Origin of the sequence: Stenotrophomonas maltophilia group sp. Smal32 (assembly GCF_030237085.1) — a bacterium.
Classification (GTDB): domain Bacteria; phylum Pseudomonadota; class Gammaproteobacteria; order Xanthomonadales; family Xanthomonadaceae; genus Stenotrophomonas; species Stenotrophomonas maltophilia_Q.
Genome location: NZ_JASJSI010000039.1, coordinates 1 through 21,312, shown reverse-complemented (window position 1 = coordinate 21,312; position 21,312 = coordinate 1). Strand labels below are relative to the sequence as shown.

The following is a 21,312-nucleotide window of genomic DNA, read 5'->3' as shown; positions in this document are numbered from 1 at the left end:
CCATGGACATCCGCCCCATCCTCAGCACGCTGCGCCGGCACAAGACCGCCGCTGCCCTGATCGTGCTGGAAGTCGCACTGACCTGCGCCATCGTCTGCAACGCGCTGTTCCTGGTCAGCCAGCGCGTGGAAAAGATCAGCATGCCCAGCGGCATCGCCGAGAGCGAACTGGTAATGCTGCGCGTCAGTGGCATCGGCAAGCAGACCGACGCCATGGCCCGCACCCGCGAGGACCTGGCATCGCTGCGTGCGATTCCCGGCGTCAGCAACGTCACGATCATCAACCAGATCCCCTTCCGCAACGGTTCCTCCAGCAGCAGCATCTCGCGCGTGATCGACCAGGAACGGCCGACCACCAACGCCTCGATGTACACCCTGTCCGAGAACGGGCTGGCGACGATGGGCATCAATCTGATCGCCGGCCGCGATTTCCTGCCCGACGAGTACCAGAACTTCGAAGACGTCAGCAAGGGCGGCGCCAAGGAAAAGGCCATCCCGGTCATCCTCACCCAGGCCACCGCCGCCAAGATGGAGCCCAATGGCAGTGCGCTGGGCAAGACCTATTACATGGGCAAGCAGTCGCTGCACGTGGTCGGCATCGTCGACACGCTCAGCACGCCCAATGGCTGGAATGACAACTGGACCAACTCGATGCTGCTGCCGATCCGCCGCACCTTCGACGACGGTGGCACCTACATCCTGCGCACCTCGCCCGAACGCCGCCAGGACGTGCTCGACGCCGGTGCCGCCGCGCTGGAACGCAACGACCCGAACCGGCTGATGCGCGACAAGCTGACCTATGAAGACCAGCGCAAGGACTTCTTCAAGAACGACCGCGCGATGGTCGGCCTGCTGATCACCGTCAGCATCTCGCTGCTGGTGGTCACCGCGCTGGGCATCATCGGCCTGGCCAGCTTCTGGGTGCAGCAGCGCAGCAAGCAGATCGGCATCCGCCGTGCGCTGGGCGCCACTCGCGGGCAGATCCTGCGCTACTTCCAGACCGAGAACTTCCTGCTGGCCACGCTGGGCATCGTGCTGGGCATGCTGGCGGCGTACGCGATCAACCTGGCGTTGATGAACCTGTACGAGCTGCCGCGCATGCCGCTGTACTACCTGCCGCTGGGTGCGCTGCTGCTGTGGGTGCTGGGCCAGATCGCGGTGTTCGGTCCGGCCCGGCGTGCGGCGGCGGTACCGCCTGCGGTCGCCACGCGGGGCGCGTGAGATGCGTGCCTGCGCGATGTGCCTGATCCTGCTTCTGCCACTGCCGGCGCTGGCCGGTGGTGGCAGCGCACAGACGCTGGAATGGCGCCAGGATGGAGCGCGGCTGTCGCTGCGCTCGACCGAAGGGCAAGTGCATGTGGAGGCCGCCAGCCCGGAAGCACGCTTCGGCGTGCGCAGCGGTGATCGCATCCTCCGCGTGGACGACACGGCGGTGCGCCGGGTCGAACACCTTGCCGTGGCCCTGCGCCATTCCAACGCAGCCACCGCCTACCTGTTGCTGCGCCGCGACAGACGCGAACTGACGGTGGCGGTCGACGCGGCGGCCTGGCGCCAGGCGCTGGACGCGCCACCGCCACCAGCGCCGCCAGCGCCCCCGGCCCGGCCCCAGCGCTGAGCGAGGGTCGCTCCTGCACAGCCACGGGTTTGGCTATGCTTGATGGGTGGCGCCGGGCTCTCCCGGTGCGTGGACACGAACGGCTCCATCGGCGCCGCCCATCCCTTTCTGCAGAACCGCTTGATGCCCGCGATCCTGATCATCGACGACAACGCCAGCGTGGGCACCGCGCTGGACGTGCTGTTCTCCCTGCACGACATCGACACCCTGCAGGCGCAGACGCCCGCAGACGGGTTGGCTCTGCTCGAATCACAGCCGGTCGACCTGGTCATCCAGGACATGAATTTCAGCGAGGACACCACTTCCGGTGAGGAGGGCGAGGCCCTGTTCGCACAGATCCGTGCGCGCCACCCTGACCTGCCGGTGATCCTGCTGACCGCCTGGACCCACCTGAGCAGTGCGGTGGACCTGGTCAAGGCCGGTGCCGCCGACTACCTGGCCAAGCCCTGGGACGACCGCAAGCTGATGACCACGGTCAACAACCTGCTGGAACTGTCCGAGGCACGCCGCGAGCTGGACCGCCGGCGCACGCGTGAACTGCGCCAGCGCAATGCGCTGGAAGCGAAGTACGACCTGTGCGGTGCAGTGGTCGCCGATCCGGCCAGCGAGCGTGTGGTCACCCTGGCCTGTCAGGTTGCACGCTCGGAACTGCCGGTGCTGATCACCGGCCCCAACGGCGCCGGCAAGGAAAAGATCGCGCAGATCATCCAGGCCAATTCACTGGTGGCCAAGGGTCCGTTCGTGGCGGTCAACTGCGGCGCGCTGCCCTCGGAACTGATCGAAGCCGAGCTGTTCGGTGCCGAAGCCGGTGCATATACCGGCGCCAACAAGGCACGCGAAGGCAAATTCGAAGCCGCCGATGGTGGCACCCTCTTCCTGGATGAGATCGGAAACCTGTCGCTGGGCGGGCAGATGAAACTGCTGCGTGTGCTGGAAACCGGCCGCTTCGAGCGCCTGGGCTCCAACCGCGAACGCCAGGTCAAGGTCCGCGTGGTCAGCGCGACCAATGCCGACCTGCCGGCGATGATCCGCGACGGCACCTTCCGCGAAGACCTCTATTACCGCCTCAATACGGTGGAACTGGTGCTGCCGCCGCTGGCCGAACGACCGGGCGACATCGTGCCGCTGGCCGAGCGCTTCCTGGCCGCCGGCAAACCGCTGTCCAGCGCGGCCACCGCAGCGCTGCAGCGGCATCCGTGGCCGGGCAACGTGCGCGAACTGCGCAACGTGATCCAGCGTGCCGAACTGCTGGCCACCGGCAACCGTATCGAAGTGGGCGATCTCAACCTGCCGCGCGCAGCCGTCGCACCGCGACCCGCACCCAGCGCAGGCAATGATCCCGACCGCGCACGCATCGAGGATGTACTGGCGCGCAACCATGGCGTCATCGCCCAGGCCGCCGCCGAGCTTGGCCTGAGCCGCCAGGCGCTGTACCGGCGCATGGACCGCCACGGTATTCCACGCGAATGAAACGACGCTCGTTCACTTTCCGCCTGTTCCTGCGCCTGCTGCCGGTGTTGGCACTGGCGGCGGCACTGCCGTGGCTGCTGGCCTACTGGATGGACCATGGTTGGGTGGTGACCACGGTATCGGCGCTGATCCTGCTGTCGCTGATGTGGTGGACCCTGCGCCGCGCGACGGCGCCGGTACGCTCGCTGATGCGTGCGCTGGCGGGTACCACCAGCAGTTATCGCGACGGCGAATACAACTTCGGCGTGCACTGGCCTGGGAACGACGAGCTGGGCGATCTGGTGCAGGCCCACCGCGAGCTGGGCGACGTACTGCGCGCGCAGCGACAGGGACTGGTGCAACGCGAGCTGCTGCTGGACACCATGGTGCAGAACACACCGGTGGCGATGCTGCTGATCGCCTCCGGCGGTGATGGCGTGGCCCGCGTGGTGTTCTCAAACCTGGCGGCGCGCAAGCTGCTGCACGGCGGCTGGAAGCTGGAAGGCCAGCGCCTGGAAGACGTTCTGGAACAGGTGCCGGTGGAACTGCGCGATGCCATCGCCCGTGGCGGTGACAGCCTGTTCGCGGTACATGCCGATGGCGAAGACGGCGACGAGGACGATGAGCAGGTCTACCACCTCTCGCGCCGCGCGTTCCAGCTCAACGGCCGCCCGCACGACCTGTTGCTGGTGCGGCTGCTGACGGCTGAACTGCGCCGCCAGGAAGTGCAGACCTGGAAGAAGGTGATCCGGGTGATCAGCCACGAGCTCAACAACTCCCTTGCGCCGATCGCTTCGCTCGCCCATTCCGGCGGCGTGCTGGTGCAGCGCGAGCGCTTCGACCGGCTGCCCGAGATCTTCACCACCATCGAGGACCGCGCGCGCCATCTGGAAGGCTTCATCCGCGGCTATGCACGCTTTGCCAAGCTGCCGCAGCCGCAGCTGCAGACCGTGCACTGGGCACCGTTCCTGTCCAGCCTGCGCCAGCAGATTCCGTTCGGCATGGATCGCGAGCCGGACGAGGCGCTGAGCAGCCGCATCGACATCGCGCAGTTCGGGCAGGCGTTGTTGAACCTGCTCAAGAACGCACATGAAGCGTGCGCCGAAGCCGATCCACCCAACGATGACGTGCAGGTGCAGCTGACGCGGCTGCCGCAGTGGCTGCGCCTGGACGTGCTGGATCGTGGCAAAGGCATGAACGAACAGGTGCTGCAGAACGCACTGATGCCGTTCTATTCGACCAAGCGCAACGGCACCGGGCTGGGGCTGGCGCTGACGCGCGAGATCGTGGAGGCACACGGCGGGCGCGTGTCACTGCAGAATCGCGGCGATGGTGGATTGTGCGTGTCGATCCTGCTGCCGGTGGGTTGAGCGGGTCGATCGGGGCTGCCGGTAGTCGCCCCCTGGTCGGCCAGTCAGTAGATCCACGCCATGCGTGGATATGCCGACCAAGGTCGGCAGCTACCAGGCGCGCCGCATCGCGACCCGCAGATGCATCGGAAACCCGAGCGCGGCCTCTTCGGCCATCACCGACTGCAGTCCGGCTCCCCACTCCGCCTCCGGCACGGCGGCGAACCCTTCGCTGGCATAGAAGCCCGCATTCCACGGCACGTCGGACAACGTGGACAGCACCGCCGAGCGATAGCCTTCCACCCGGGCCTGCACCAATGCGTGGCGCAACAACGCGCGCCCAAGACCTTGCCGCGCATGCGCAGGATCCACATCCATCTGCAACACGTGGAACTCACCCGCCAGTTCGCCGGCAAGCAGATAGCCGGCGATGCCACCGTCAGCCGCGTCCACCACCCACAGCTGCCGGCGCTCGAGGCCCTCCTGTAATGTCGCCAGGTCCAGGCCATGCCCGGCGAACACCGGATAGGCCTCATGGCCCTTCAACAGCTCGCCGGCGCGCTGCTCGATGCCGGGCAGCACACCGAGTTCTTCGGCGCGAGGAAGGCGGGGCTCAGGACTTCTTGAGCGGGCGCTTCCAGCCATCGATGGTTTCCTGTCGTGCACGCGCCAGTGTCAGCTTGCCATCCGGCGCGTTGCGGGTGATGACCGAACCGGCGGCAATGGTCGCCCCGTCGCCAATGGTCACCGGCGCTACCAGCGAACTGTTGGAGCCGATGAACGCGTTGTCGCCGATGGTGGTGGTCGACTTGTTCACGCCATCGTAGTTGCAGGTGATGGTGCCGGCGCCGATGTTCACCTTGCTGCCGATCACCGCATCGCCCAGGTAGGTGAGGTGATTGGCCTTGCTGCCCACACCCAGCGTGACCTTCTTGGTCTCGACGAAGTTGCCGACGTGCACGCCATCGGCCAGCACGGTGCCCGGGCGCAGCCGCGCGAACGGGCCGATCTGCGCAGCGCCTTCGGTGACCACGCCTTCCAGATCGCAATGCGCGCGCACCTCGGTGCCCGGCCCGAGGTTGACGTCCTTCAGGCGGTTGAACGGGCCGACGGTGACGCCGTCACCGAGCACGATGTTGCCTTCCAGCACCACGTCGACATCGATCAGCACGTCGCTGCCGACGGTGACGGTGCCGCGGATGTCCAGCCGTGCCGGGTCGCGCACGCGCGCGCCCTGCGCGCACAGCGCACGCACCGCGCGACGCTGCCAGGCACGCTCCAGCTGCGACAGCTGCCAGGGGTCGTTTGCACCTTCGGCCTCCTGCGCATCGGCCACCAGCGCCATTTCGGCCGGTGTGTACTCGTGCGCGGCAAAAGCAAAGACATCGGTGAGGTAGTACTCGCCCTGTGCGTTGCTGTTCGACAGCTGCGACAGCCAGCGGCGCAGCGCGGTCGATTCCGCGGCGATGATGCCGGTGTTGATCGTACGCACGCGCAGCTGGTCATCGGTGGCGTCCTTCTGCTCGATGATCGCGCCGACCTTACCCTCGGCATCGCGCAGCACGCGGCCATAGCCGGTCGGGTCATCCACCTCGGCCACAAGTACCGCCAGCCGGCCCGGCTGCGCCAGAAGGTCGCGCAGGGTCTGCGCACGGATCAGCGGCACATCGCCGTACAGGACCAGCACCTGCGCCAGGTCGGGAACCTGGGGCATCGCCTGCGCCACCGCGTGGCCGGTGCCGAGCTGTTGCGCCTGCTCGGCCCATTGCAGGTCGGGCTGTCCGGCGAAGTACTGACGCACCGCCTCACCGCCATGGCCATGGACCACGTGTATCGCCGTCGGCTGGAGCTCACGGGCCGCATCGATCACGTGCGCCAGCATCGGCTTGCCCGCGATCGGCTGCAGCACCTTCGGCAGCACCGACTTCATGCGCTTGCCAGCGCCGGCGGCGAGGATGATGACGTGCAGGGGTTGGGTCATGGGAACGGCAGTCCGTGGTTCGTTGCCGATGATTCTAGAGCGTGCGCCGTTAACATGGGCATCCCTCCCCCTTCGCCATGCCGATGAGCCTCATCCGCCAGGGAAGCGCCTACCTCGTCATCGGGCTCGTGCAGCTGCTGCTCGACTGGCTCGTGTTCGTGGCCGCCACCGCGCTGGGCATGCCAGTGGCGCCGGCCAACGTCGCCGGGCGCCTGGCCGGCATGCTGCTGGGCTTCTGGCTCAACGGCCGCTACACCTTCGCCGAGGCGGGCGCACACAGGCTGGGCTGGAAGCGCTTTGCCCGCTTCTTCGGGCTGTGGCTGCTGATGACCGCGGCAAGCACGCTGCTGGTGAGCCTGGTCGATCACGCGCTCGGCCTGCAGTACACCTGGCTGGCCAAGCCGCTGGTGGAAGGTGCGCTGGCCTTCGTGTCGTTCCTGCTGATGCGCTACGTGGTGTATCGCTGAGACCGCGCCAGGATCTGGAAGCGGAACCGGAACGGTAGAGTCGACTGTTGGTCGACTGCTCTTCCGTGAGGTCGCGAAAGTCCCGCGCTGCGCGCGGTAGTCGACTGACAGTCGACTCTACCCGGCAACCCAAACAAAAACGCCGGCACAAGGCCGGCGTTTTCGTGGATGCAGCGCGTGAACCTCAGTGCTTGAGGGTCTTGCGCAGGCGTTCCAGGGCCTGCAGCTGGACAACGGCTTCGGCCAGCTTCTGCTGGGCTTCGGCCACTTCCATGGCTTCACCGCGGTTGGCCAGGATGCGCTCGGCTTCTTCCTTGGCCTTGCGGACCGAGGCTTCGTCGATGTCCTGCGCGCGGATCGCGGTGTCGGCCAGCACGGTCACCACCTGCGGCTGAACTTCCAGGATGCCGCCGGAAATGGCGAAATCCAGCTGCTCGCCGTTCGGCGTGGTCACCACCACCTTGCCCGGCTTCAGGCGGGTGATCAGCGGCGCGTGCTTGGGCGCGATGCCCAGTTCGCCCAGCTCACCGGTGGCCACGACCAGGGTCGCTTCGCCACGGAAGATTTCCTGCTCGGCGCTGACGATGTCGCAACGGATCGTGCTCATGCAAATCTCTTCGCTGTTCGCGGCGGCGCAATGCCACCGTGGGAGTCCACCGGCGCGGGCGGTTGCCCGGCGCCGGCGTCAGGTCGGGCAGGATCGCTCCCGCCCGCCCCGGATCAGGCCTTCTCGGCCATCTTCTTGGCCTTCTCGACCGCTTCTTCGATGCCGCCGACCATGTAGAACGCCTGCTCCGGCAGGTGGTCGTACTCGCCATCGACGATGGCCTTGAAGCCACGGATGGTGTCCTTCAGAGGCACGTACTTGCCCGGCGAACCGGTGAACACTTCGGCCACGTGGAACGGCTGGCTGAAGAAGCGCTCGATCTTACGGGCGCGCGACACGGCCTGCTTGTCCTCTTCGGACAGTTCGTCCATGCCCAGGATCGCGATGATGTCCTTCAGTTCCTTGTACTTCTGCAGGGTCTGCTGGACGCGCTGGGCGGTGTCGTAGTGCTCGTGGCCGATGACCAGCGGATCCATCTGGCGGCTGGTGGAGTCCAGCGGATCGACGGCCGGGTAGATACCCAGCGAGGCGATCGAACGCGACAGGGTGACGGTCGAGTCCAGGTGGGCGAAGGTGGTCGCCGGCGACGGGTCGGTCAGGTCGTCCGCGGGAACGTAGACGGCCTGGATCGAGGTGATCGAGCCATTCTTGGTCGAGGTGATGCGCTCCTGCAGGACGCCCATTTCCTCGGCCAGGGTCGGCTGGTAACCCACGGCGGACGGCATGCGGCCCAGCAGTGCCGACACTTCGGTACCGGCCAGGGTGTAGCGGTAGATGTTGTCGACGAACAGCAGGACGTCCTTACCCTTGCCGTTTTCGTCCTTCTCGTCGCGGAAGTACTCGGCCATGGTCAGGCCGGTCAGGGCGACGCGCAGACGGTTGCCCGGCGGCTCGTTCATCTGGCCGTACACCATCGCCACCTTGTCGAGGACGTTGGAGTCCTTCATTTCGTGGTAGAAGTCGTTGCCCTCACGGGTACGCTCACCCACGCCGGCGAACACGGACAGACCGCTGTGCGCCTTGGCGATGTTGTTGATCAGCTCCATCATGTTGACGGTCTTGCCGACGCCGGCGCCGCCGAACAGGCCGACCTTGCCGCCCTTGGCGAACGGGCACATCAGGTCGATGACCTTGATGCCGGTTTCCAGCAGCTCGGTGGCCGGGGACTGGTCTTCGTACGACGGCGCCGCACGGTGGATTTCCCAGTTGTCGCTGGCAGCCACCGGGCCGGCTTCGTCGATCGGACGGCCGAGCACGTCCATGATGCGGCCCAGGGTGCCGGCGCCGACCGGCACCGAGATGCCACGACCGGTGTTGGTGGCGACCAGGTTGCGCTTCAGGCCGTCGGTGGAACCGAGGGCGATGGTACGCACCACGCCGTCGCCCAGCTGCTGCTGGACTTCAAGGGTGATTTCGGTGTTGTCGACCTTCAGCGCGTCGTACACCTTCGGCACCGACTCACGCGGGAATTCGACGTCGACGACCGCGCCGATGATCTGAACGATCTTGCCCTGACTCATTGCTGCATCCTCTAAATGTGTGCTTTGAACGAACGCGGTCAGACTGCTGCCGCGCCGCCGACGATTTCGGAGATTTCCTGGGTGATCGCTGCCTGGCGCGCCTTGTTGTAGACGAGCTGCAGGGTGCCGATCAGCTTGTTGGCGTTGTCGCTCGCCGCCTTCATCGCAACCATGCGTGCTGCATGCTCGGAGGCGACGTTTTCCAGCAGTGCCTGGTACACCAGCGACTCGATGTAACGCGTCATCACGTGCTCCAGCACGGTCGCGGCATCGGGTTCGTACAGGTAATCCCAGTCGTGGTGAGCGACCTGCTTCTCAGCCGGCGGCAGCGGCAGCAGCTGATCGAAGCTGGCCTTCTGCGTCATGGTGTTCACGAAGCGGTTGTAGACCAGGTACACGCGGTCGACCTTGCCTTCGGTGAAGGCGTCGAGCATGACCTTGATCACACCGATCAGCGATTCCAGCTTCGGCACGTCGCCGATGTGGGTCACGCTGCCGACCATGTTGACCTTCACGCGTCGGAAGAAGGTCGATGCCTTCTGGCCGATGGTCACCAGGTCCACTTCAGCACCCTTGTCCTGCCATGCCTTGGCTTCGCCCAGCATCTTGCGGAACAGGTTGTTGTTCAGGCCGCCGGCCAGGCCGCGATCGGAGGAGATCACGATGAAACCGACCCGCTTGACCTGCTCGCGCTCGACCAGGAACGGATGCTGGTAGTCGGTGCTGGCCTGGGCCAGATGACCGATCACCTGCTTCATCGCCTGCGCGTACGGACGCGAGGTCTTCATCCGATCCTGCGCCTTGCGGATCTTGGAGGCCGAGACCATTTCCAGGGCGCGCGTCACCTTGCGGGTGTTCTGCACGCTCTTGATCTTGGTTTTGATTTCGCGTCCGCTTGCCATCTCTTGTTTCCCGTGGCGCGGGGCTGATGCCCCGCGTTGTTCAACCGTTTGTCATCTGGTCCAGCGGAGCCAGCGGCTCCGCTCTACAGGACCGCGATTACCAGCTGCCGGTGGTCTTGAACTCGGCGATGCCCTTCTTGAAGGCACCTTCGATGTCGTTGTCCCAACCGCCGGTGGCGTTGACCTTGCTGATCAGCTCGCCCTGGGTGTTGGCGAAGTGGGCGTGCAGGCCTTCTTCGAACGCCAGCAGCTTGTTGACCGGCACGTCGTCGAGGTAACCCTCGTTGACGGCGTAGATCGACAGCGCCTGGTTGGCGATCGACATCGGCGCGTACTGCTTCTGCTTCATCAGCTCGGTGACGCGCTGGCCACGCTCCAGCTGCTTGCGGGTCGCTTCGTCCAGGTCCGAGGCGAACTGCGCGAACGCAGCCAGCTCGCGGTACTGGGCCAGCGAGATACGGATGCCGCCCGACAGCTTCTTGATGATCTTGGTCTGGGCCGAGCCACCGACGCGCGACACCGAGATACCCGCGTTCACGGCCGGGCGGATGCCGGCGTTGAACAGGTCGGTTTCCAGGAAGATCTGGCCGTCGGTGATCGAGATCACGTTGGTCGGAACGAAGGCGGACACGTCGCCGGCCTGGGTTTCGATGATCGGCAGCGCGGTCAGCGAACCGGTCTTGCCGGTGACCTTGCCTTCGGTGAACTTCTCGACGTACTCCTCGGACACGCGGGCTGCGCGCTCAAGCAGACGGGAGTGCAGGTAGAACACGTCACCCGGGTAGGCTTCACGGCCCGGCGGGCGCTTCAGCAGCAGCGAGATCTGGCGGTAGGCGACGGCCTGCTTGGACAGATCGTCGTACACGATCAGCGCGTCTTCGCCGCGGTCCATGAAGTACTCACCCATGGTGCAGCCCGAGTAGGCGCTGATGTACTGCATGGCAGCCGATTCGGAAGCGGTCGCGGCCACCACGATGGTGTGGGCCAGCGCGCCGTTCTCTTCCAGCTTGCGCACGATGTTGGCGATGGTCGAAGCCTTCTGGCCGATCGCAACGTACACGCACTTGATGCCGGTGCCCTTCTGGTTGATCACCGCATCGATCGCCATCGCGGTCTTGCCGGTCTGGCGGTCGCCGATGATCAGCTCGCGCTGGCCACGGCCGATCGGGATCATCGAGTCGACCGACTTGTAACCCGTCTGCACCGGCTGGTCGACCGACTTGCGCCAGATCACGCCCGGAGCAACGCGCTCCACCGGAGCGGTCAGGTCGGTGCCCAGCGGGCCCTTGCCGTCGATCGGCTCGCCCAGCGCGTTCACGACGCGGCCCAGCAGTTCCGGACCGACCGGCACTTCCAGGATGCGGCCGGTGGTCTTGGCGACGTCACCTTCGCGCAGGTGCTCGTAGTCACCCAGGACCACGGCGCCGACCGAGTCGCGCTCCAGGTTCAGGGCCAGTGCGAAGGTGTTGTTCGGCAGTTCGATCATTTCGCCCTGCATCACGTCGGCCAGACCGAAGATGCGCACGATGCCGTCGGACACGCTGGTCACGGTGCCTTCGTTGCGCGATTCCGCGGCCAGCTTGACCTTCTCGATGCGGTTCTTGATCAGTTCGCTGATTTCGGAGGGGTTGAGCGTGGTTGCCATCGTCAAGTCCTAGTGCCGGCAGCGGGGCCGGACGTTAAATGAATTCAGTTAGCGAGCGCGGTCTGCAGACGGGCCAGCTTGCCCTTCAGCGAACCATCGATGACCACGTCGCCGGCGTCGATCACGGCGCCGCCGATCAGCGAGGCATCGACCGCGGTGGTCACGTCGACCTCGCGGTTGAAGCGCTTGCGCAGCGCGACCTTGATCGCGTCCAGTTCACCGGCCGACAGTTCGGCGGCCGAGGTGACGGTGGCCTTGACCACGTGCTCGGCTTCGGCGCGCAGGGCGTCGAACATGCCGGAGATTTCCGGCAGCAGCGGCAGACGATGCGATTCGGCCAGGATGGCCAGGAAGCGCGAGTAGGTCTCGCCGTGCGACACCGGCGCCAGCAGGGCGACGGCGTCGTCACGACCCAGCTCCGGGTTGGCGAGCAGGGCCGCCACGCGCGGGTCGGCGGCGACGTGGGCGGAGAACGCCAGGGCGTCCGACCACGGCGCGAACGCGCCTTCGTCGCGCGCGGTCGCGAACGCGGCGCGGGCGTACGGGCGGGCAAGCGTGAGGGCCTGGCTCATCCTTAGATCTCCGAGGCCAGCTCGTCGAGCAGCGCCTTGTGGGCGTTGGCGTCGATTTCGCGCTTGAGCAGCTTTTCGGCACCGGTCACGGCCAGCGCGGACACCTGCTTGCGCAGATCTTCACGGGCACGGTTGGCGGCGGCGTCGATTTCAGCCTGGGCCAGTTCCTTCTGACGGGTGGCTTCGGTGATCGCTTCGTTGCGGGCAGCATCGACGATCTGGTTGGCACGTGCGTGGGCCTGATCGATGATCTCGTTGGCCTTGGTGCGTGCTTCCTTCAGCGCTTCGTTGACCTTCTCCTGCGCCTGGGCCAGATCTTTCTGGCTGCGGTCGGCAGCAGCGAGGCCTTCAGCAATCTTCTGCTGGCGCTCTTCGATCGCGTTCATCAGCGGCGGCCAGATCTTGGTCGCGATGATCCAGATCAGACCAGCGAAGGCCAGCGCCTGCGCAAGAAGGGTGAAATTGATATTCATGGTTAGCTCGATCGCTGGTTTCGGGGTGGACGCGCCGCCGTAGCGGCGCATCCGGCCTTCATCCGAAACCGGGTGCATCAGCACCCGGTCGTCTCAAACCGCTGTATCAGCCGGCCAGAGCCTTGGTGACGGCGCCAGCGAAGGCAGCCGACAGCGGGTTGGCGAAGGCCAGCAGCAGGCCGACGGCGACCGAGATGATGAACGCGGCGTCGATCAGGCCGGCGGTGATGAACATGCGGACCTGCAGGACCGGGATCAGTTCCGGCTGGCGGGCGGCCGACTCCAGGAACTTACCAGCCATGATGGCCAGACCCAGACCGGCGCCCAGCGCGGCCAGGCCGATCATGATGCCGACGGCAAGGGCGGTGGAGCTCTGAATCTGCGCGAAGTTGGTCAGGACGGCGAAGTACATGGTTATCTCCAGGAACTTAAGTTGCTAAGGGTGATGAAACGGATGAAGGTTGAAACGCGTTGAAGCTTGAAACTCAGTGAGCGTCTTCCGACAGGCTCAGGTACACGATCGACAGCATCATGAAGATGAAGGCCTGCAGCGGGATCACCAGCAAGTGGAACAGCATCCAGCCGAGGCCGAACACACCACCGGCAATGGCACCGAAGAAACCGGCACCACCCAGCACCCAGATCAGCAGGAACACGATTTCGCCGCCGAACATGTTGCCGAACAGTCGCATCGCCAGCGAGATCGGCTTGCTCAGCCACTCGACGATGTTGAGGATCAGGTTGAACGGCATCATCCACTTGCCGAACGGCGCCGTCAGGAATTCCTTGATGAAGCCGCCAAGGCCCTTCGACTTCAGTGCGAAGAACAGCATCAGGAAGAACACGCTGATGGCCATGCCCAGGGTGGCATTGACGTCAGCGGTCGGGACCGGCTTCCAGTAGTGCACGCCCACCCATTCCAGCGGCTTGGCGATGAAATCGGCCGGGATCATCTTCAGCAGATTCATCAGCAGAATCCAGAAGAAGATGGTGATGGCGATCGGCGTGACCAGCTTGCTCTTGCCGTGGTAGGTGTCCTTGGCCTGGCGGTCGACGAACTCCAGGCAGATTTCCACGAAGGCCTGCCACTTGCCCGGCACACCGGCGGTGGCCTTGCGGGTGCCCAGCCAGAACGCGACAACGATCACCAGGCCCATCAGGACCGCGGTGAGGAAGGTATCGACGTGGATATGCCAGAACATACCCTCACCCTTGCCGACCGGCGCGGTCAGGTTGTGCAGGTGATGCTGGATGTAGCTGGTAGGGGTTAGAGCCTCGCCCGCCATGTGTCCGGAACCTTCAGTTAATTGAATTCTGTCAACGCCTGGCCATCGCCAGGACCTGGAACATCAAGCCGACGGCGATACCGGCCAACAGCGCCAATGCAGGCAGCTTGAAGACCAGGAACCCCACCAGCAGGACGCCGAAAACCACGACCCACTTGGCTACGATCGCAATGATCAGGCGAGCCATCGCCGATCCTGCTGCCACCGCTCCCCCGCCCAGTGCCATCCGCGCCGCCACCCAGCCACCGGCCGAAATGGCCACACCGGACGCCAGCGCGCCGAGGGCGTATTTCGGACCCACCAGCAGGAAGGCCAGGGCCAGGACAGCGACCGCGGCCAGCGGGTAGACCGCGGCGCGCAGCATCAGTCGCCGACCCGCATCAACGGAGTTCAGCACAGGACGTCCCGCGTGGTTGCAAGTGGAGGGCTGAGGCGGCTACAGCAGGGGGGCCTCATCGAGCCGCCAAATTATAGCAATGGGACAATTTGCGAGACAACCGCTGCCTGTTCATCCCGGGAAGCCGCAAGTTGCGGTAACGGTTACATTTTTGCGTGCCACCCGGGGGACAATGACGTCCGTATGATGCTGCGGCGCAATATTGAACTTTGGTCGCATCCGGCGGAACTTTCGCCCAACGCACCGGTCCGATCTTTCGACCTGCCTGCAGCAACCTCGTCGACGCTCCGCCCCGCAGGTCCCACGATGGCCCCGAAGCCCGGCTCCGGGGCCATCTTTTTGCATCGTGGCGACAGCGCTGAACCGTGCACATCGCGTGGACCATACGTTCACGGATGGTGGACGCGCCTGTCCGGCACAGTGGATTTCATTCTGATGAACCACTGCAAGGACTCTTCGATGCGCTCCGTTCCCACCCTGCTCGCCCTCTCCCTGCTTGCCGCCGGCGCTTCGTTCGCCACTGCCGCCCACGCCGCCGAAGGCGATGATCGCTTCGCCCTGCGCCTGGGTGCGATGAACATCGACTCGGACAATACCCTGCGTGGCAAGACCAACGTCGCCGGCCAGGACATCGGCTTCTCGGAGGACTTCAAGCTGGGGGGCAAGGAATGGGAGCCGCGCATCGACGGCATGTTCCGCATCAGCAACCGCCAGCGCCTGCTGTTCAACTACTTCAAGTACGACAAGGACCGTCGCGAGACCCTCGGCCAGGACATTTCCTTCGGTGACGTCAACGTGCCGTCCGGCAGCTTCGTCAAGGGCGAGCTGAAGTACCAGGTGGCCAGCCTGGTCTATGACTACTCGGTGGTGGACACCGACACCTTCGATCTCGGCCTGCAGCTGGGTGCCGAGTACGCCAAGGTCAGCACCAAGGCATACGCGGATCTGGGCACCGTCTACGAAGGCCAGTTCCTCAACGAAAAGACCGACGGCGTAGCACCGGTGGTCGGCGCACGACTGAGCTTCACTCCGTCGGAGAAGTGGATGATCACGCTGCAGGGCCAGTACCTCAACACGCGCTGGGGCAGCTTCGACGACTACAAGGGCGACCTGAGCCGCGCCAACGCCATCGTCGACTACCGCTTCACCAGGAACTTCGGCGTGTTCGCCGGCTACGACTGGTTCAAGCTCGATGCGGACAAGAAGGGCAGCGACGGCACCATCGGCCTGAAGCAGGAATTCAAGGGCCCGGTGGCAGGCGTCAGCTTCGTGTTCTGATCCCCCGCTCCTTCCACACGCTCTCTCCTGGCGCGGCCTCCTGAACATCGGGGCCGCGCTTTTTTGTTTGCGACGCGGAGCTATGGGTAGAGTCGACTGTTAGTCGACTGCTTTCAGTCGTGATGCGGAAGAACCCGCGCTGCGCGCGCAAGTCGACTAACAGTCGACTCTACCGAAGCTGGGCATCACGGCGGCTGTTGCAGTGGCCCGGACCCTCGCGATGACAACAGCCGAAGATATTCCTGCAGCCAACAAAAAAACCCCGGCAGGAACCGGGGCTTTTCGTTTGGAACGGCGCGGGCGCCCTACTTCTTCTTCGGCATGTACAGATCGGTGATCGTGCCGTCGTAGATTTCCGAGGCCATCGCCACCGATTCGCTCAGCGTCGGGTGCGCGTGGATGGTGTGGCCGATGTCTTCGGCTTCCGCACCCATCTCGATGGCCAGGCCGATCTCGGCCAGCAGGTCGCCGGCATGCACGCCAACGATCGCGCCACCGATGATGCGGTGGGTCTCTTCGTCGAAGATCAGCTTGGTGAAGCCTTCGGTACGGCCGATGCCGATCGCGCGGCCGCTGGCGGCCCACGGGAACTTGGCCACGCCCACCTTCAGGCCCTTGGCCTTGGCTTCGGTCTCGGTCACGCCGACCCAGGCGATTTCCGGGTTGGTATAGGCCACCGACGGAATCACGCGCGCCACCCACTCCTTCTTGTGGCCGGCAGCCACTTCAGCGGCCAGCTTGCCCTCGTGCGTGGCCTTGTGCGCCAGCATCGGGTTGCCGACGATGTCGCCGATGGCAAAGATGTGCGGCACGTTGGTGCGCATCTGACGGTCAACCGGAATGAAGCCACGGTCGGTGACCTGCACGCCGGCCTTCTCGGCATCGATCTTCTTGCCGTTCGGCGAGCGGCCCACGGCCACCAGCACACGGTCGAAGGTGCCCTGCGCCAACGCAGGCGCCTGGCCTTCCTCGGCGGCTTCGAAGGTGACGGTGATGCCCTTGGCATCGGCGGTGACGCCCGAGGCCTTGGTCTTCAGGTGCACGTCGATGCCCTGCTTCTTCAGGCGGTCGGCCAGCGGCTTGACCAGGTCCTTGTCGGCGCCCGGCATCAGCTGGTCCATGAACTCGACCACGGTGACCTTGCTGCCCAGCGCGCCATACACGGTGGCCATTTCCAGGCCGATGATGCCGCCGCCGACGACCAGCAGCGAGGCCGGCACGTCGGCCAGCTCCAGCGCGTCGGTGGAATCCATCACGCGCTTGTCGTCCCACGGGAAGTTCGGCAGCTTCACCGCCTGCGAACCGGCGGCGATGATGCACTTCTGGAAGCGCAGCAGCTGGGTGCTGCCGTCAGCGGCGGTGATTTCCAGCTCGTTGGCGGAAACGAACTTGCCCACGCCCTGCACACTGCGGACCTTGCGCTGCTTGGCCATGCCGGCCAGGCCCTTGGTCAGCTGGTTGACGACCTTTTCCTTGTACTGGCGCAGCTTGTCCAGGGTGATGGTCGGCTTGCCGAACTCGACGCCGAAATCACCGGCGTGGGCGACTTCGTCGATCACCGCGGCGGCATGCAGCAGCGCCTTTGACGGGATGCAGCCGACATTGAGGCAGACGCCGCCGAGGCTGGCGTAGCGCTCGACGAGCACCGTATCCAGGCCGACGTCGGCGGCGCGGAAGGCGGCGGTGTAGCCGCCCGGGCCCGAGCCCAGCACGACCATTTCGCATTCGATGTCGGCCGGCTTGCCGCTGGACAGCGCCGGCTTCGGTGCCGCCGGCTCGGCCGGGGCGCGGTGCGACGGAGTCACCGGCGGCTTGCTGGCCGGGGCGGCTGCAGCCGGGGCCGGCGCGGCGGCCTTGGCCGGGGCTTCGGCGGCGCCTTCGGCATCCAGCAGCACGACCACGGCGCCTTCGGACAGGGTGTCGCCCAGCTTGACCTTGATTTCCTTGACCACGCCGGCGGCCGAGGACGGCACTTCCAGGGTGGCCTTGTCCGACTCCAGGGTCACCAGGCCCTGGTCCTTCTTCACCGTGTCGCCGACGGCGACCAACACTTCAATCACCGGCACATCGCTGTAATCGCCGATGTCGGGAACCTTGACTTCAATCGTGGCCATGGTGGGTTTTCCTCGTGCCCGGCCGGCATGGCCGGCGGGCTGTCACTGCATCTGTTCACGCGGCCGCGCCAGGGGCAGCGGCCGCACGGTGGGGGCGAAGCGGTGCCTTACAGCAGCACGCGGCGCATGTCGGCCAGTACCTGCGACAGGTACGTGGTGAAGCGTGCGGCCAGGGCGCCGTCGATGACGCGGTGGTCGTAGCTCAGCGACAGCGGCAGCATCAGCTTCGGTGCGAATTCCTTGCCGTTCCAGACCGGCTGGATGGACGACTTGGAGACGCCGAGGATGGCCACTTCCGGTGCATTGACGATCGGGGTGAACGCGGTGCCACCGATGCCACCCAGCGAGCTGATCGAGAAGCAGCCGCCGCTCATGTCGGCCGGGCCAAGCTTGCCATCGCGCGCCTTCTTGGCCAGTTCGCCGGTTTCCTGCGCGATCTGCACCACGCCCTTCTTGTCCACGTCGCGGATGACCGGCACGACCAGGCCGTTCGGCGTATCGGCGGCGAAGCCGATGTGGAAGTACTTCTTCAGGGTCAGGTTTTCACCGCTGGCATCGAGCGAGGCGTTGAATTCCGGGAACTTCTTCAGCGCAGCGGCGCTGGCCTTGATCAGGAAGGCAAGCATGGTCAGCTTGATGCCGGCCTTCTCGTTTTCCTTGTTCAGCGCCACGCGCAGGCCTTCCAGATCGGTGATGTCGGCCTGTTCGAACTGGGTGACGTGCGGGATCATCGCCCAGTTGCGGGCCAGGTTGGCGCCCGAGATCTTCTTGATGCGCGACAGCGGCTGCACTTCGGTCTCGCCGAACTTGCTGAAGTCGACCTTCGGCCACGGCAGCAGGTTCAGGCCACCACCACCAGCAACGGCGCCACCGGCAGCCGCCGGCACGCCACCGCTGAGGGCGGCCTTGACGAACTTCTGCACGTCACCCTTGGTGATGCGGCCGCCCTTCTCGGTGCCGCTGATCTGCAGCAGGTCCACGCCCAGCTCGCGGGCGAACACGCGCACGGCCGGGGTGGCGTACGGCACCTTTGCCGGCAGCACGCCATCGGCGTTGAACTGCACCGGCGGGCTGGACGGAGCACCGGCCGAGGCGATCTCGCGGGCGGCCAGCTTGTCCGGCTGGGCCGGAACGGCGACCGGCTCAACCTTGGTAGCAGTCTCGGCAGCGGCCGGAGCGGCGGCCGCAGCGGCCTTGCTCGGGGCCGGCGCGGCAGCGCCTTCGGCTTCGATGATGGCGACCACATTGCCCTGCGACAGAGTGTCGCCAACCTTGACCTTGATCTCCTTGACCACACCGGCCACCGAAGACGGCACTTCCATGGTGGCCTTGTCGCTTTCCAGGGTGACCAGGCCCTGGTCCTTCTTGACCGTGTCGCCCACGGCCACCAGCACTTCGATGACCGGAATGCCGAAGTAATCGCCGATATCCGGCACCAGCGCTTCCACCGCACCGCCGCTGGCGGCCGGAGCGGCCGGCGCAGCTGCGGCCGGGGCCGGCGCACTCTGGGTAGCAGCAGCCGGGGCAGCGGCCTTGGCCGGTGCCGGCGCAGCCGCCGCCGGCTTGGCGGCTTCGCCTTCGGCCACTTCGATCAGGGCCACGACCTTGCCTTCGGACAGGCTGTCGCCGACCTTGACCTTCAGTTCCTTGACCACGCCGGCCACCGAGGACGGCACTTCCATGGTCGCCTTGTCGCTTTCCAGCGTCACCAGGCCCTGGTCCTTCTTGACCGTGTCGCCGACGGCGACAAGCACCTCGATTACCGGGATATCGCTGTAGTCACCGATATCGGGGACAAGTGCTTCCTTGATTTCGGCCATGGGGATAACTCCGGCAATCTGGTGTAGGGAAACGTCTATTGTGCGGCCAGCGGGGGCCAGCGCCAACCGTTACAGGTGTTTTCAGTACGCACGCAGCCGGGACAGGCTGTTGCCCATGGGGTGCGGCCGCGACCAGTCGGTAGCGTATTGTCCGGACGATGTCCGCTTCATGTCGCCAGCGCGTCGGCCACCGGCTGCCAGGCCACACGCAGGCGCGGCAACGACCAGGCCGCATTGGCCGGGCTGGTGGAAGGCAGCGCCATCAGCCGGGGTGGGGCCTCCAGCCATGGCAGCACCCAGCGCTGGAACGCCAGCATCGATGCACCGCCGTTGCAACCGATCAGCTCCAGCTCAGGAAGGGAGGCGATCAATGCCGGCAGCGCATTGGGTACTTCCGTGCCGCGCACGATGTGCGCATCCAGGCTGCCGCGACGTTCGCATTGGCCGATGACATCCCACAGGCCGACACCTGCCGCCTGCACTGCCTGCAACCGCTGTGCATACGGCAGGCCCGCATCAAACCCGCAGATATCAGCCATCAGCGGCCAGAAACGATTGCGTGGATGGGCGTAGTAGCGCTGCTCCTGCAATGACGCCGCGCCCGGCATCGAGCCCAGCAACAGCACCCGGCACTGCACGTTCACCTGCGCTTGCAGGCCGGTGCACAACGTTGCTTCGCTCACATCTTCTCCAACTGCATGAATGTCGGCACGCGCGGAAAACCCCATGGAAACAGGCTTTTCGCACTGCTCGCTGAACAAGGAAAACTATTTTTTAACGCGCGTCGGATTCGATTCATGTTGAGGCGACTACGGTGTGCTCGCCCCGCAACCGGGGGCCCAAAACAAGAAACACTAGGAGATACCCCCATGCGCTCCATCCGTATCCTGAGTCTCGCCCTGCTGACCTCCGCCGCCTTCGCGCCGGCCGCTTTCGCCCAGGACAGCAGCTCCACCGATACCGCTTCGGGCAAGCATTTTGCCGTGGTTGGCGGCGTCGCGCTGCTGCAGCCGAAGAATGATCCGATCGACGGCATCAAGAAGGTCGATGGCGGTCCGGCGCCGACCGTCAGCTTCAGCTACTACATCAACGACAACTGGGCCGTTGAACTGTGGGGCGCCGCCGACAAGTTCGACCACAAGGTGAAGGGCCCGAACAATGCCCGTCTGGGCAACGTCGAGCAGCAGCCGGTCGCGCTGAGCGGCCAGTACCACTTCGGCCAGGCTGACAACGTGTTCCGTCCGTTCGTGGGCGTGGGCTACTACCAGTCCAGCTTCAGCAATGAAACGCTGGCTGACGGCAGCAGCTCCGACATCCGCCTCAAGGATGCCAAGGGTGTGATCGGCACCGTCGGCGTGGACATGAACATCAACTCCACCTGGTTCGCCCGTGCCGATGCCCGCTACATGCGTTCGCGTCCGGACGTGAAGGTCGGCGGCGAGAAGATCGGCGAAGCAAAGATGGATCCGTGGACCGTCGGCTTCGGCATCGGCGCCCGCTTCTGATCCAGGCAGTACCGGCTTCATTGATGTAACGCGACGGGCCCTGCGGGGCCCGTCGTCGTTTCCGTCACCTGCGTTCCGCCTGTAGAGGCGACGGCCCCCTGCGGGGGGGGTTTTTTTGTTGGGGGGGGCCCGCGGCCCCCCCCCCCCGCGGGGGGGGGGGGGGGGGGGGGGGGGGGGGGGGGCCGGGGGGGGGGGGGGGGGGGCGGCGGGGGGGGGGGGGGGGGGGGGGGTGCGGGGGGGGGGGGGGGGGGGGGGGGGGGCGGGCGGGGGCCCTGCGGGGGGTTTTTTGCGCCCCTATTCGCGGGCGCGGCCCCCCAGCCCGCCCCGGTCAGG

21 protein-coding genes are annotated in these 21,312 nt (G+C 65.7%); 7 read left to right on the top strand and 14 right to left on the bottom strand.

Annotated elements, in window-relative coordinates; all coding sequences use genetic code 11:
• The first annotated feature begins 2 nt into the window (after positions 1–2).
• The 4 genes from QRO91_RS11490 (at position 3) to QRO91_RS11475 (ending at position 4,433) form a co-directional block, all read left to right on the top strand.
• Positions 3–1,220 carry an ABC transporter permease gene (locus QRO91_RS11490; RefSeq protein ID WP_049429239.1) on the top strand — a complete coding sequence of 406 codons (1,218 nt, stop codon included), beginning with the start codon at positions 3–5 and terminating at the stop codon, positions 1,218–1,220.
• A gap of 1 nt (position 1,221) precedes the next feature.
• Positions 1,222–1,614: a PDZ domain-containing protein gene (locus tag QRO91_RS11485; RefSeq protein ID WP_049429238.1), complete on the top strand. Its 393-nt coding sequence runs from the start codon at positions 1,222–1,224 to the stop codon at positions 1,612–1,614.
• A gap of 123 nt (positions 1,615–1,737) precedes the next feature.
• Positions 1,738–3,084: a sigma-54 dependent transcriptional regulator gene (locus tag QRO91_RS11480; protein ID WP_049429264.1), complete on the top strand. Its 1,347-nt coding sequence runs from the start codon at positions 1,738–1,740 to the stop codon at positions 3,082–3,084.
• Positions 3,081–4,433 carry a PAS domain-containing sensor histidine kinase gene (locus QRO91_RS11475; RefSeq protein WP_049429237.1) on the top strand — a complete coding sequence of 451 codons (1,353 nt, stop codon included), beginning with the start codon at positions 3,081–3,083 and terminating at the stop codon, positions 4,431–4,433. Before QRO91_RS11480 ends, QRO91_RS11475 begins: the two co-directional genes overlap by 4 nt.
• Positions 4,434–4,523: 90 nt before the next feature.
• On the opposite strand, the gene QRO91_RS11470 is transcribed toward QRO91_RS11475, so the two are convergent.
• Both QRO91_RS11470 and glmU read right to left on the bottom strand, forming a co-directional pair.
• Positions 4,524–5,057 carry a GNAT family N-acetyltransferase gene (locus QRO91_RS11470; protein ID WP_197650685.1) on the bottom strand — a complete coding sequence of 178 codons (534 nt, stop codon included), beginning with the start codon at positions 5,055–5,057 and terminating at the stop codon, positions 4,524–4,526.
• Entirely contained in the window at positions 5,026–6,393 is a 1,368-nt protein-coding gene (glmU, locus tag QRO91_RS11465) for a bifunctional UDP-N-acetylglucosamine diphosphorylase/glucosamine-1-phosphate N-acetyltransferase GlmU (protein ID WP_049429235.1), read from the bottom strand. The genes QRO91_RS11470 and glmU overlap by 32 nt, the downstream gene beginning before the upstream one ends.
• An 83-nt stretch (positions 6,394–6,476) precedes the next feature.
• On the opposite strand from glmU, the gene QRO91_RS11460 reads away from it, so the two are divergent.
• A complete protein-coding gene (locus QRO91_RS11460) occupies positions 6,477–6,860 on the top strand; it encodes a GtrA family protein (protein WP_049429234.1) in 384 nt (127 codons plus the stop codon).
• Positions 6,861–7,044: 184 nt separating this feature from the next.
• On the opposite strand, the gene QRO91_RS11455 is transcribed toward QRO91_RS11460, so the two are convergent.
• From QRO91_RS11455 to QRO91_RS11415, 9 genes are all read right to left on the bottom strand, one after another.
• Positions 7,045–7,467, bottom strand: coding sequence for a F0F1 ATP synthase subunit epsilon (locus QRO91_RS11455; protein WP_005411127.1), 423 nt, complete (start codon positions 7,465–7,467; stop codon positions 7,045–7,047).
• Between the two features lie 113 nt (positions 7,468–7,580).
• Positions 7,581–8,987, bottom strand: a complete 1,407-nt coding sequence (atpD, locus tag QRO91_RS11450; RefSeq protein WP_049429233.1) for a F0F1 ATP synthase subunit beta — start codon at positions 8,985–8,987, stop codon at positions 7,581–7,583.
• A 38-nt stretch (positions 8,988–9,025) separates the two neighbouring features.
• Positions 9,026–9,889: a F0F1 ATP synthase subunit gamma gene (gene atpG, locus QRO91_RS11445; RefSeq protein WP_006471334.1), complete on the bottom strand. Its 864-nt coding sequence runs from the start codon at positions 9,887–9,889 to the stop codon at positions 9,026–9,028.
• A gap of 97 nt (positions 9,890–9,986) precedes the next feature.
• Positions 9,987–11,534, bottom strand: coding sequence for a F0F1 ATP synthase subunit alpha (gene atpA / locus QRO91_RS11440; RefSeq protein ID WP_005419511.1), 1,548 nt, complete (start codon positions 11,532–11,534; stop codon positions 9,987–9,989).
• A 44-nt stretch (positions 11,535–11,578) separates the two neighbouring features.
• Positions 11,579–12,106 carry a F0F1 ATP synthase subunit delta gene (locus QRO91_RS11435; protein WP_005411131.1) on the bottom strand — a complete coding sequence of 176 codons (528 nt, stop codon included), beginning with the start codon at positions 12,104–12,106 and terminating at the stop codon, positions 11,579–11,581.
• A gap of 2 nt (positions 12,107–12,108) precedes the next feature.
• Positions 12,109–12,579, bottom strand: a complete 471-nt coding sequence (locus QRO91_RS11430; protein ID WP_005419512.1) for a F0F1 ATP synthase subunit B — start codon at positions 12,577–12,579, stop codon at positions 12,109–12,111.
• Between the two features lie 106 nt (positions 12,580–12,685).
• A complete protein-coding gene (gene atpE / locus QRO91_RS11425; protein ID WP_005411133.1) occupies positions 12,686–12,991 on the bottom strand; it encodes a F0F1 ATP synthase subunit C in 306 nt (101 codons plus the stop codon).
• Between the two features lie 73 nt (positions 12,992–13,064).
• On the bottom strand, positions 13,065–13,865 hold the full coding sequence (atpB, locus tag QRO91_RS11420) for a F0F1 ATP synthase subunit A (protein ID WP_010481316.1): 801 nt from the start codon (positions 13,863–13,865) through the stop codon (positions 13,065–13,067).
• 31 nt (positions 13,866–13,896) lie between these two features.
• Positions 13,897–14,262 (bottom strand): hypothetical protein, encoded by a 366-nt coding sequence (locus tag QRO91_RS11415; protein ID WP_014648497.1) that lies wholly within the window; start codon positions 14,260–14,262, stop codon positions 13,897–13,899.
• A 459-nt stretch (positions 14,263–14,721) separates the two neighbouring features.
• Here QRO91_RS11415 and QRO91_RS11410 point away from each other — a divergent pair, with 459 nt between their 5' ends.
• Positions 14,722–15,540, top strand: coding sequence for a hypothetical protein (locus QRO91_RS11410; RefSeq protein WP_197620382.1), 819 nt, complete (start codon positions 14,722–14,724; stop codon positions 15,538–15,540).
• 305 nt (positions 15,541–15,845) lie between these two features.
• Here QRO91_RS11410 and lpdA read toward each other — a convergent pair whose 3' ends face one another.
• From lpdA to QRO91_RS11395, 3 genes are all read right to left on the bottom strand, one after another.
• Positions 15,846–17,654 (bottom strand): dihydrolipoyl dehydrogenase, encoded by a 1,809-nt coding sequence (lpdA, locus tag QRO91_RS11405; RefSeq protein ID WP_197620383.1) that lies wholly within the window; start codon positions 17,652–17,654, stop codon positions 15,846–15,848.
• A gap of 107 nt (positions 17,655–17,761) precedes the next feature.
• Complete coding sequence (gene aceF, locus QRO91_RS11400; protein WP_197651150.1) at positions 17,762–19,474, bottom strand: dihydrolipoyllysine-residue acetyltransferase; 1,713 nt, start codon at positions 19,472–19,474, stop codon at positions 17,762–17,764.
• Between the two features lie 167 nt (positions 19,475–19,641).
• Entirely contained in the window at positions 19,642–20,157 is a 516-nt protein-coding gene (locus QRO91_RS11395; RefSeq protein ID WP_197620385.1) for a DNA-deoxyinosine glycosylase, read from the bottom strand.
• A gap of 186 nt (positions 20,158–20,343) precedes the next feature.
• Between QRO91_RS11395 and QRO91_RS11390 the strand changes: the two genes are divergently transcribed.
• Positions 20,344–20,979 carry an OmpW family protein gene (locus QRO91_RS11390; RefSeq protein ID WP_005411140.1) on the top strand — a complete coding sequence of 212 codons (636 nt, stop codon included), beginning with the start codon at positions 20,344–20,346 and terminating at the stop codon, positions 20,977–20,979.
• Positions 20,980–21,312 lie beyond the last annotated feature (333 nt).

Excerpts from the sequence above, each read along its gene's own strand:
- QRO91_RS11490 (WP_049429239.1), top strand. The coding sequence starts at position 3 with ATGGACATCCGCCCCATCCTCAGCACGCTGCGCCGGCACAAGACCGCC.
- QRO91_RS11485 (WP_049429238.1), top strand. The coding sequence starts at position 1,222 with ATGCGTGCCTGCGCGATGTGCCTGATCCTGCTTCTGCCACTGCCGGCG.
- QRO91_RS11480 (WP_049429264.1), top strand. The coding sequence starts at position 1,738 with ATGCCCGCGATCCTGATCATCGACGACAACGCCAGCGTGGGCACCGCG.
- QRO91_RS11475 (WP_049429237.1), top strand. The coding sequence starts at position 3,081 with ATGAAACGACGCTCGTTCACTTTCCGCCTGTTCCTGCGCCTGCTGCCG.
- QRO91_RS11470 (WP_197650685.1), bottom strand. The coding sequence starts at position 5,057 with ATGGCTGGAAGCGCCCGCTCAAGAAGTCCTGAGCCCCGCCTTCCTCGC.
- glmU (WP_049429235.1), bottom strand. The coding sequence starts at position 6,393 with ATGACCCAACCCCTGCACGTCATCATCCTCGCCGCCGGCGCTGGCAAG.
- QRO91_RS11460 (WP_049429234.1), top strand. The coding sequence starts at position 6,477 with ATGAGCCTCATCCGCCAGGGAAGCGCCTACCTCGTCATCGGGCTCGTG.
- QRO91_RS11455 (WP_005411127.1), bottom strand. The coding sequence starts at position 7,467 with ATGAGCACGATCCGTTGCGACATCGTCAGCGCCGAGCAGGAAATCTTC.
- atpD (WP_049429233.1), bottom strand. The coding sequence starts at position 8,987 with ATGAGTCAGGGCAAGATCGTTCAGATCATCGGCGCGGTCGTCGACGTC.
- atpG (WP_006471334.1), bottom strand. The coding sequence starts at position 9,889 with ATGGCAAGCGGACGCGAAATCAAAACCAAGATCAAGAGCGTGCAGAAC.
- atpA (WP_005419511.1), bottom strand. The coding sequence starts at position 11,534 with ATGGCAACCACGCTCAACCCCTCCGAAATCAGCGAACTGATCAAGAAC.
- QRO91_RS11435 (WP_005411131.1), bottom strand. The coding sequence starts at position 12,106 with ATGAGCCAGGCCCTCACGCTTGCCCGCCCGTACGCCCGCGCCGCGTTC.
- QRO91_RS11430 (WP_005419512.1), bottom strand. The coding sequence starts at position 12,579 with ATGAATATCAATTTCACCCTTCTTGCGCAGGCGCTGGCCTTCGCTGGT.
- atpE (WP_005411133.1), bottom strand. The coding sequence starts at position 12,991 with ATGTACTTCGCCGTCCTGACCAACTTCGCGCAGATTCAGAGCTCCACC.
- atpB (WP_010481316.1), bottom strand. The coding sequence starts at position 13,865 with ATGGCGGGCGAGGCTCTAACCCCTACCAGCTACATCCAGCATCACCTG.
- QRO91_RS11410 (WP_197620382.1), top strand. The coding sequence starts at position 14,722 with ATGCGCTCCGTTCCCACCCTGCTCGCCCTCTCCCTGCTTGCCGCCGGC.
- lpdA (WP_197620383.1), bottom strand. The coding sequence starts at position 17,654 with ATGGCCACGATTGAAGTCAAGGTTCCCGACATCGGCGATTACAGCGAT.
- aceF (WP_197651150.1), bottom strand. The coding sequence starts at position 19,474 with ATGGCCGAAATCAAGGAAGCACTTGTCCCCGATATCGGTGACTACAGC.
- QRO91_RS11390 (WP_005411140.1), top strand. The coding sequence starts at position 20,344 with ATGCGCTCCATCCGTATCCTGAGTCTCGCCCTGCTGACCTCCGCCGCC.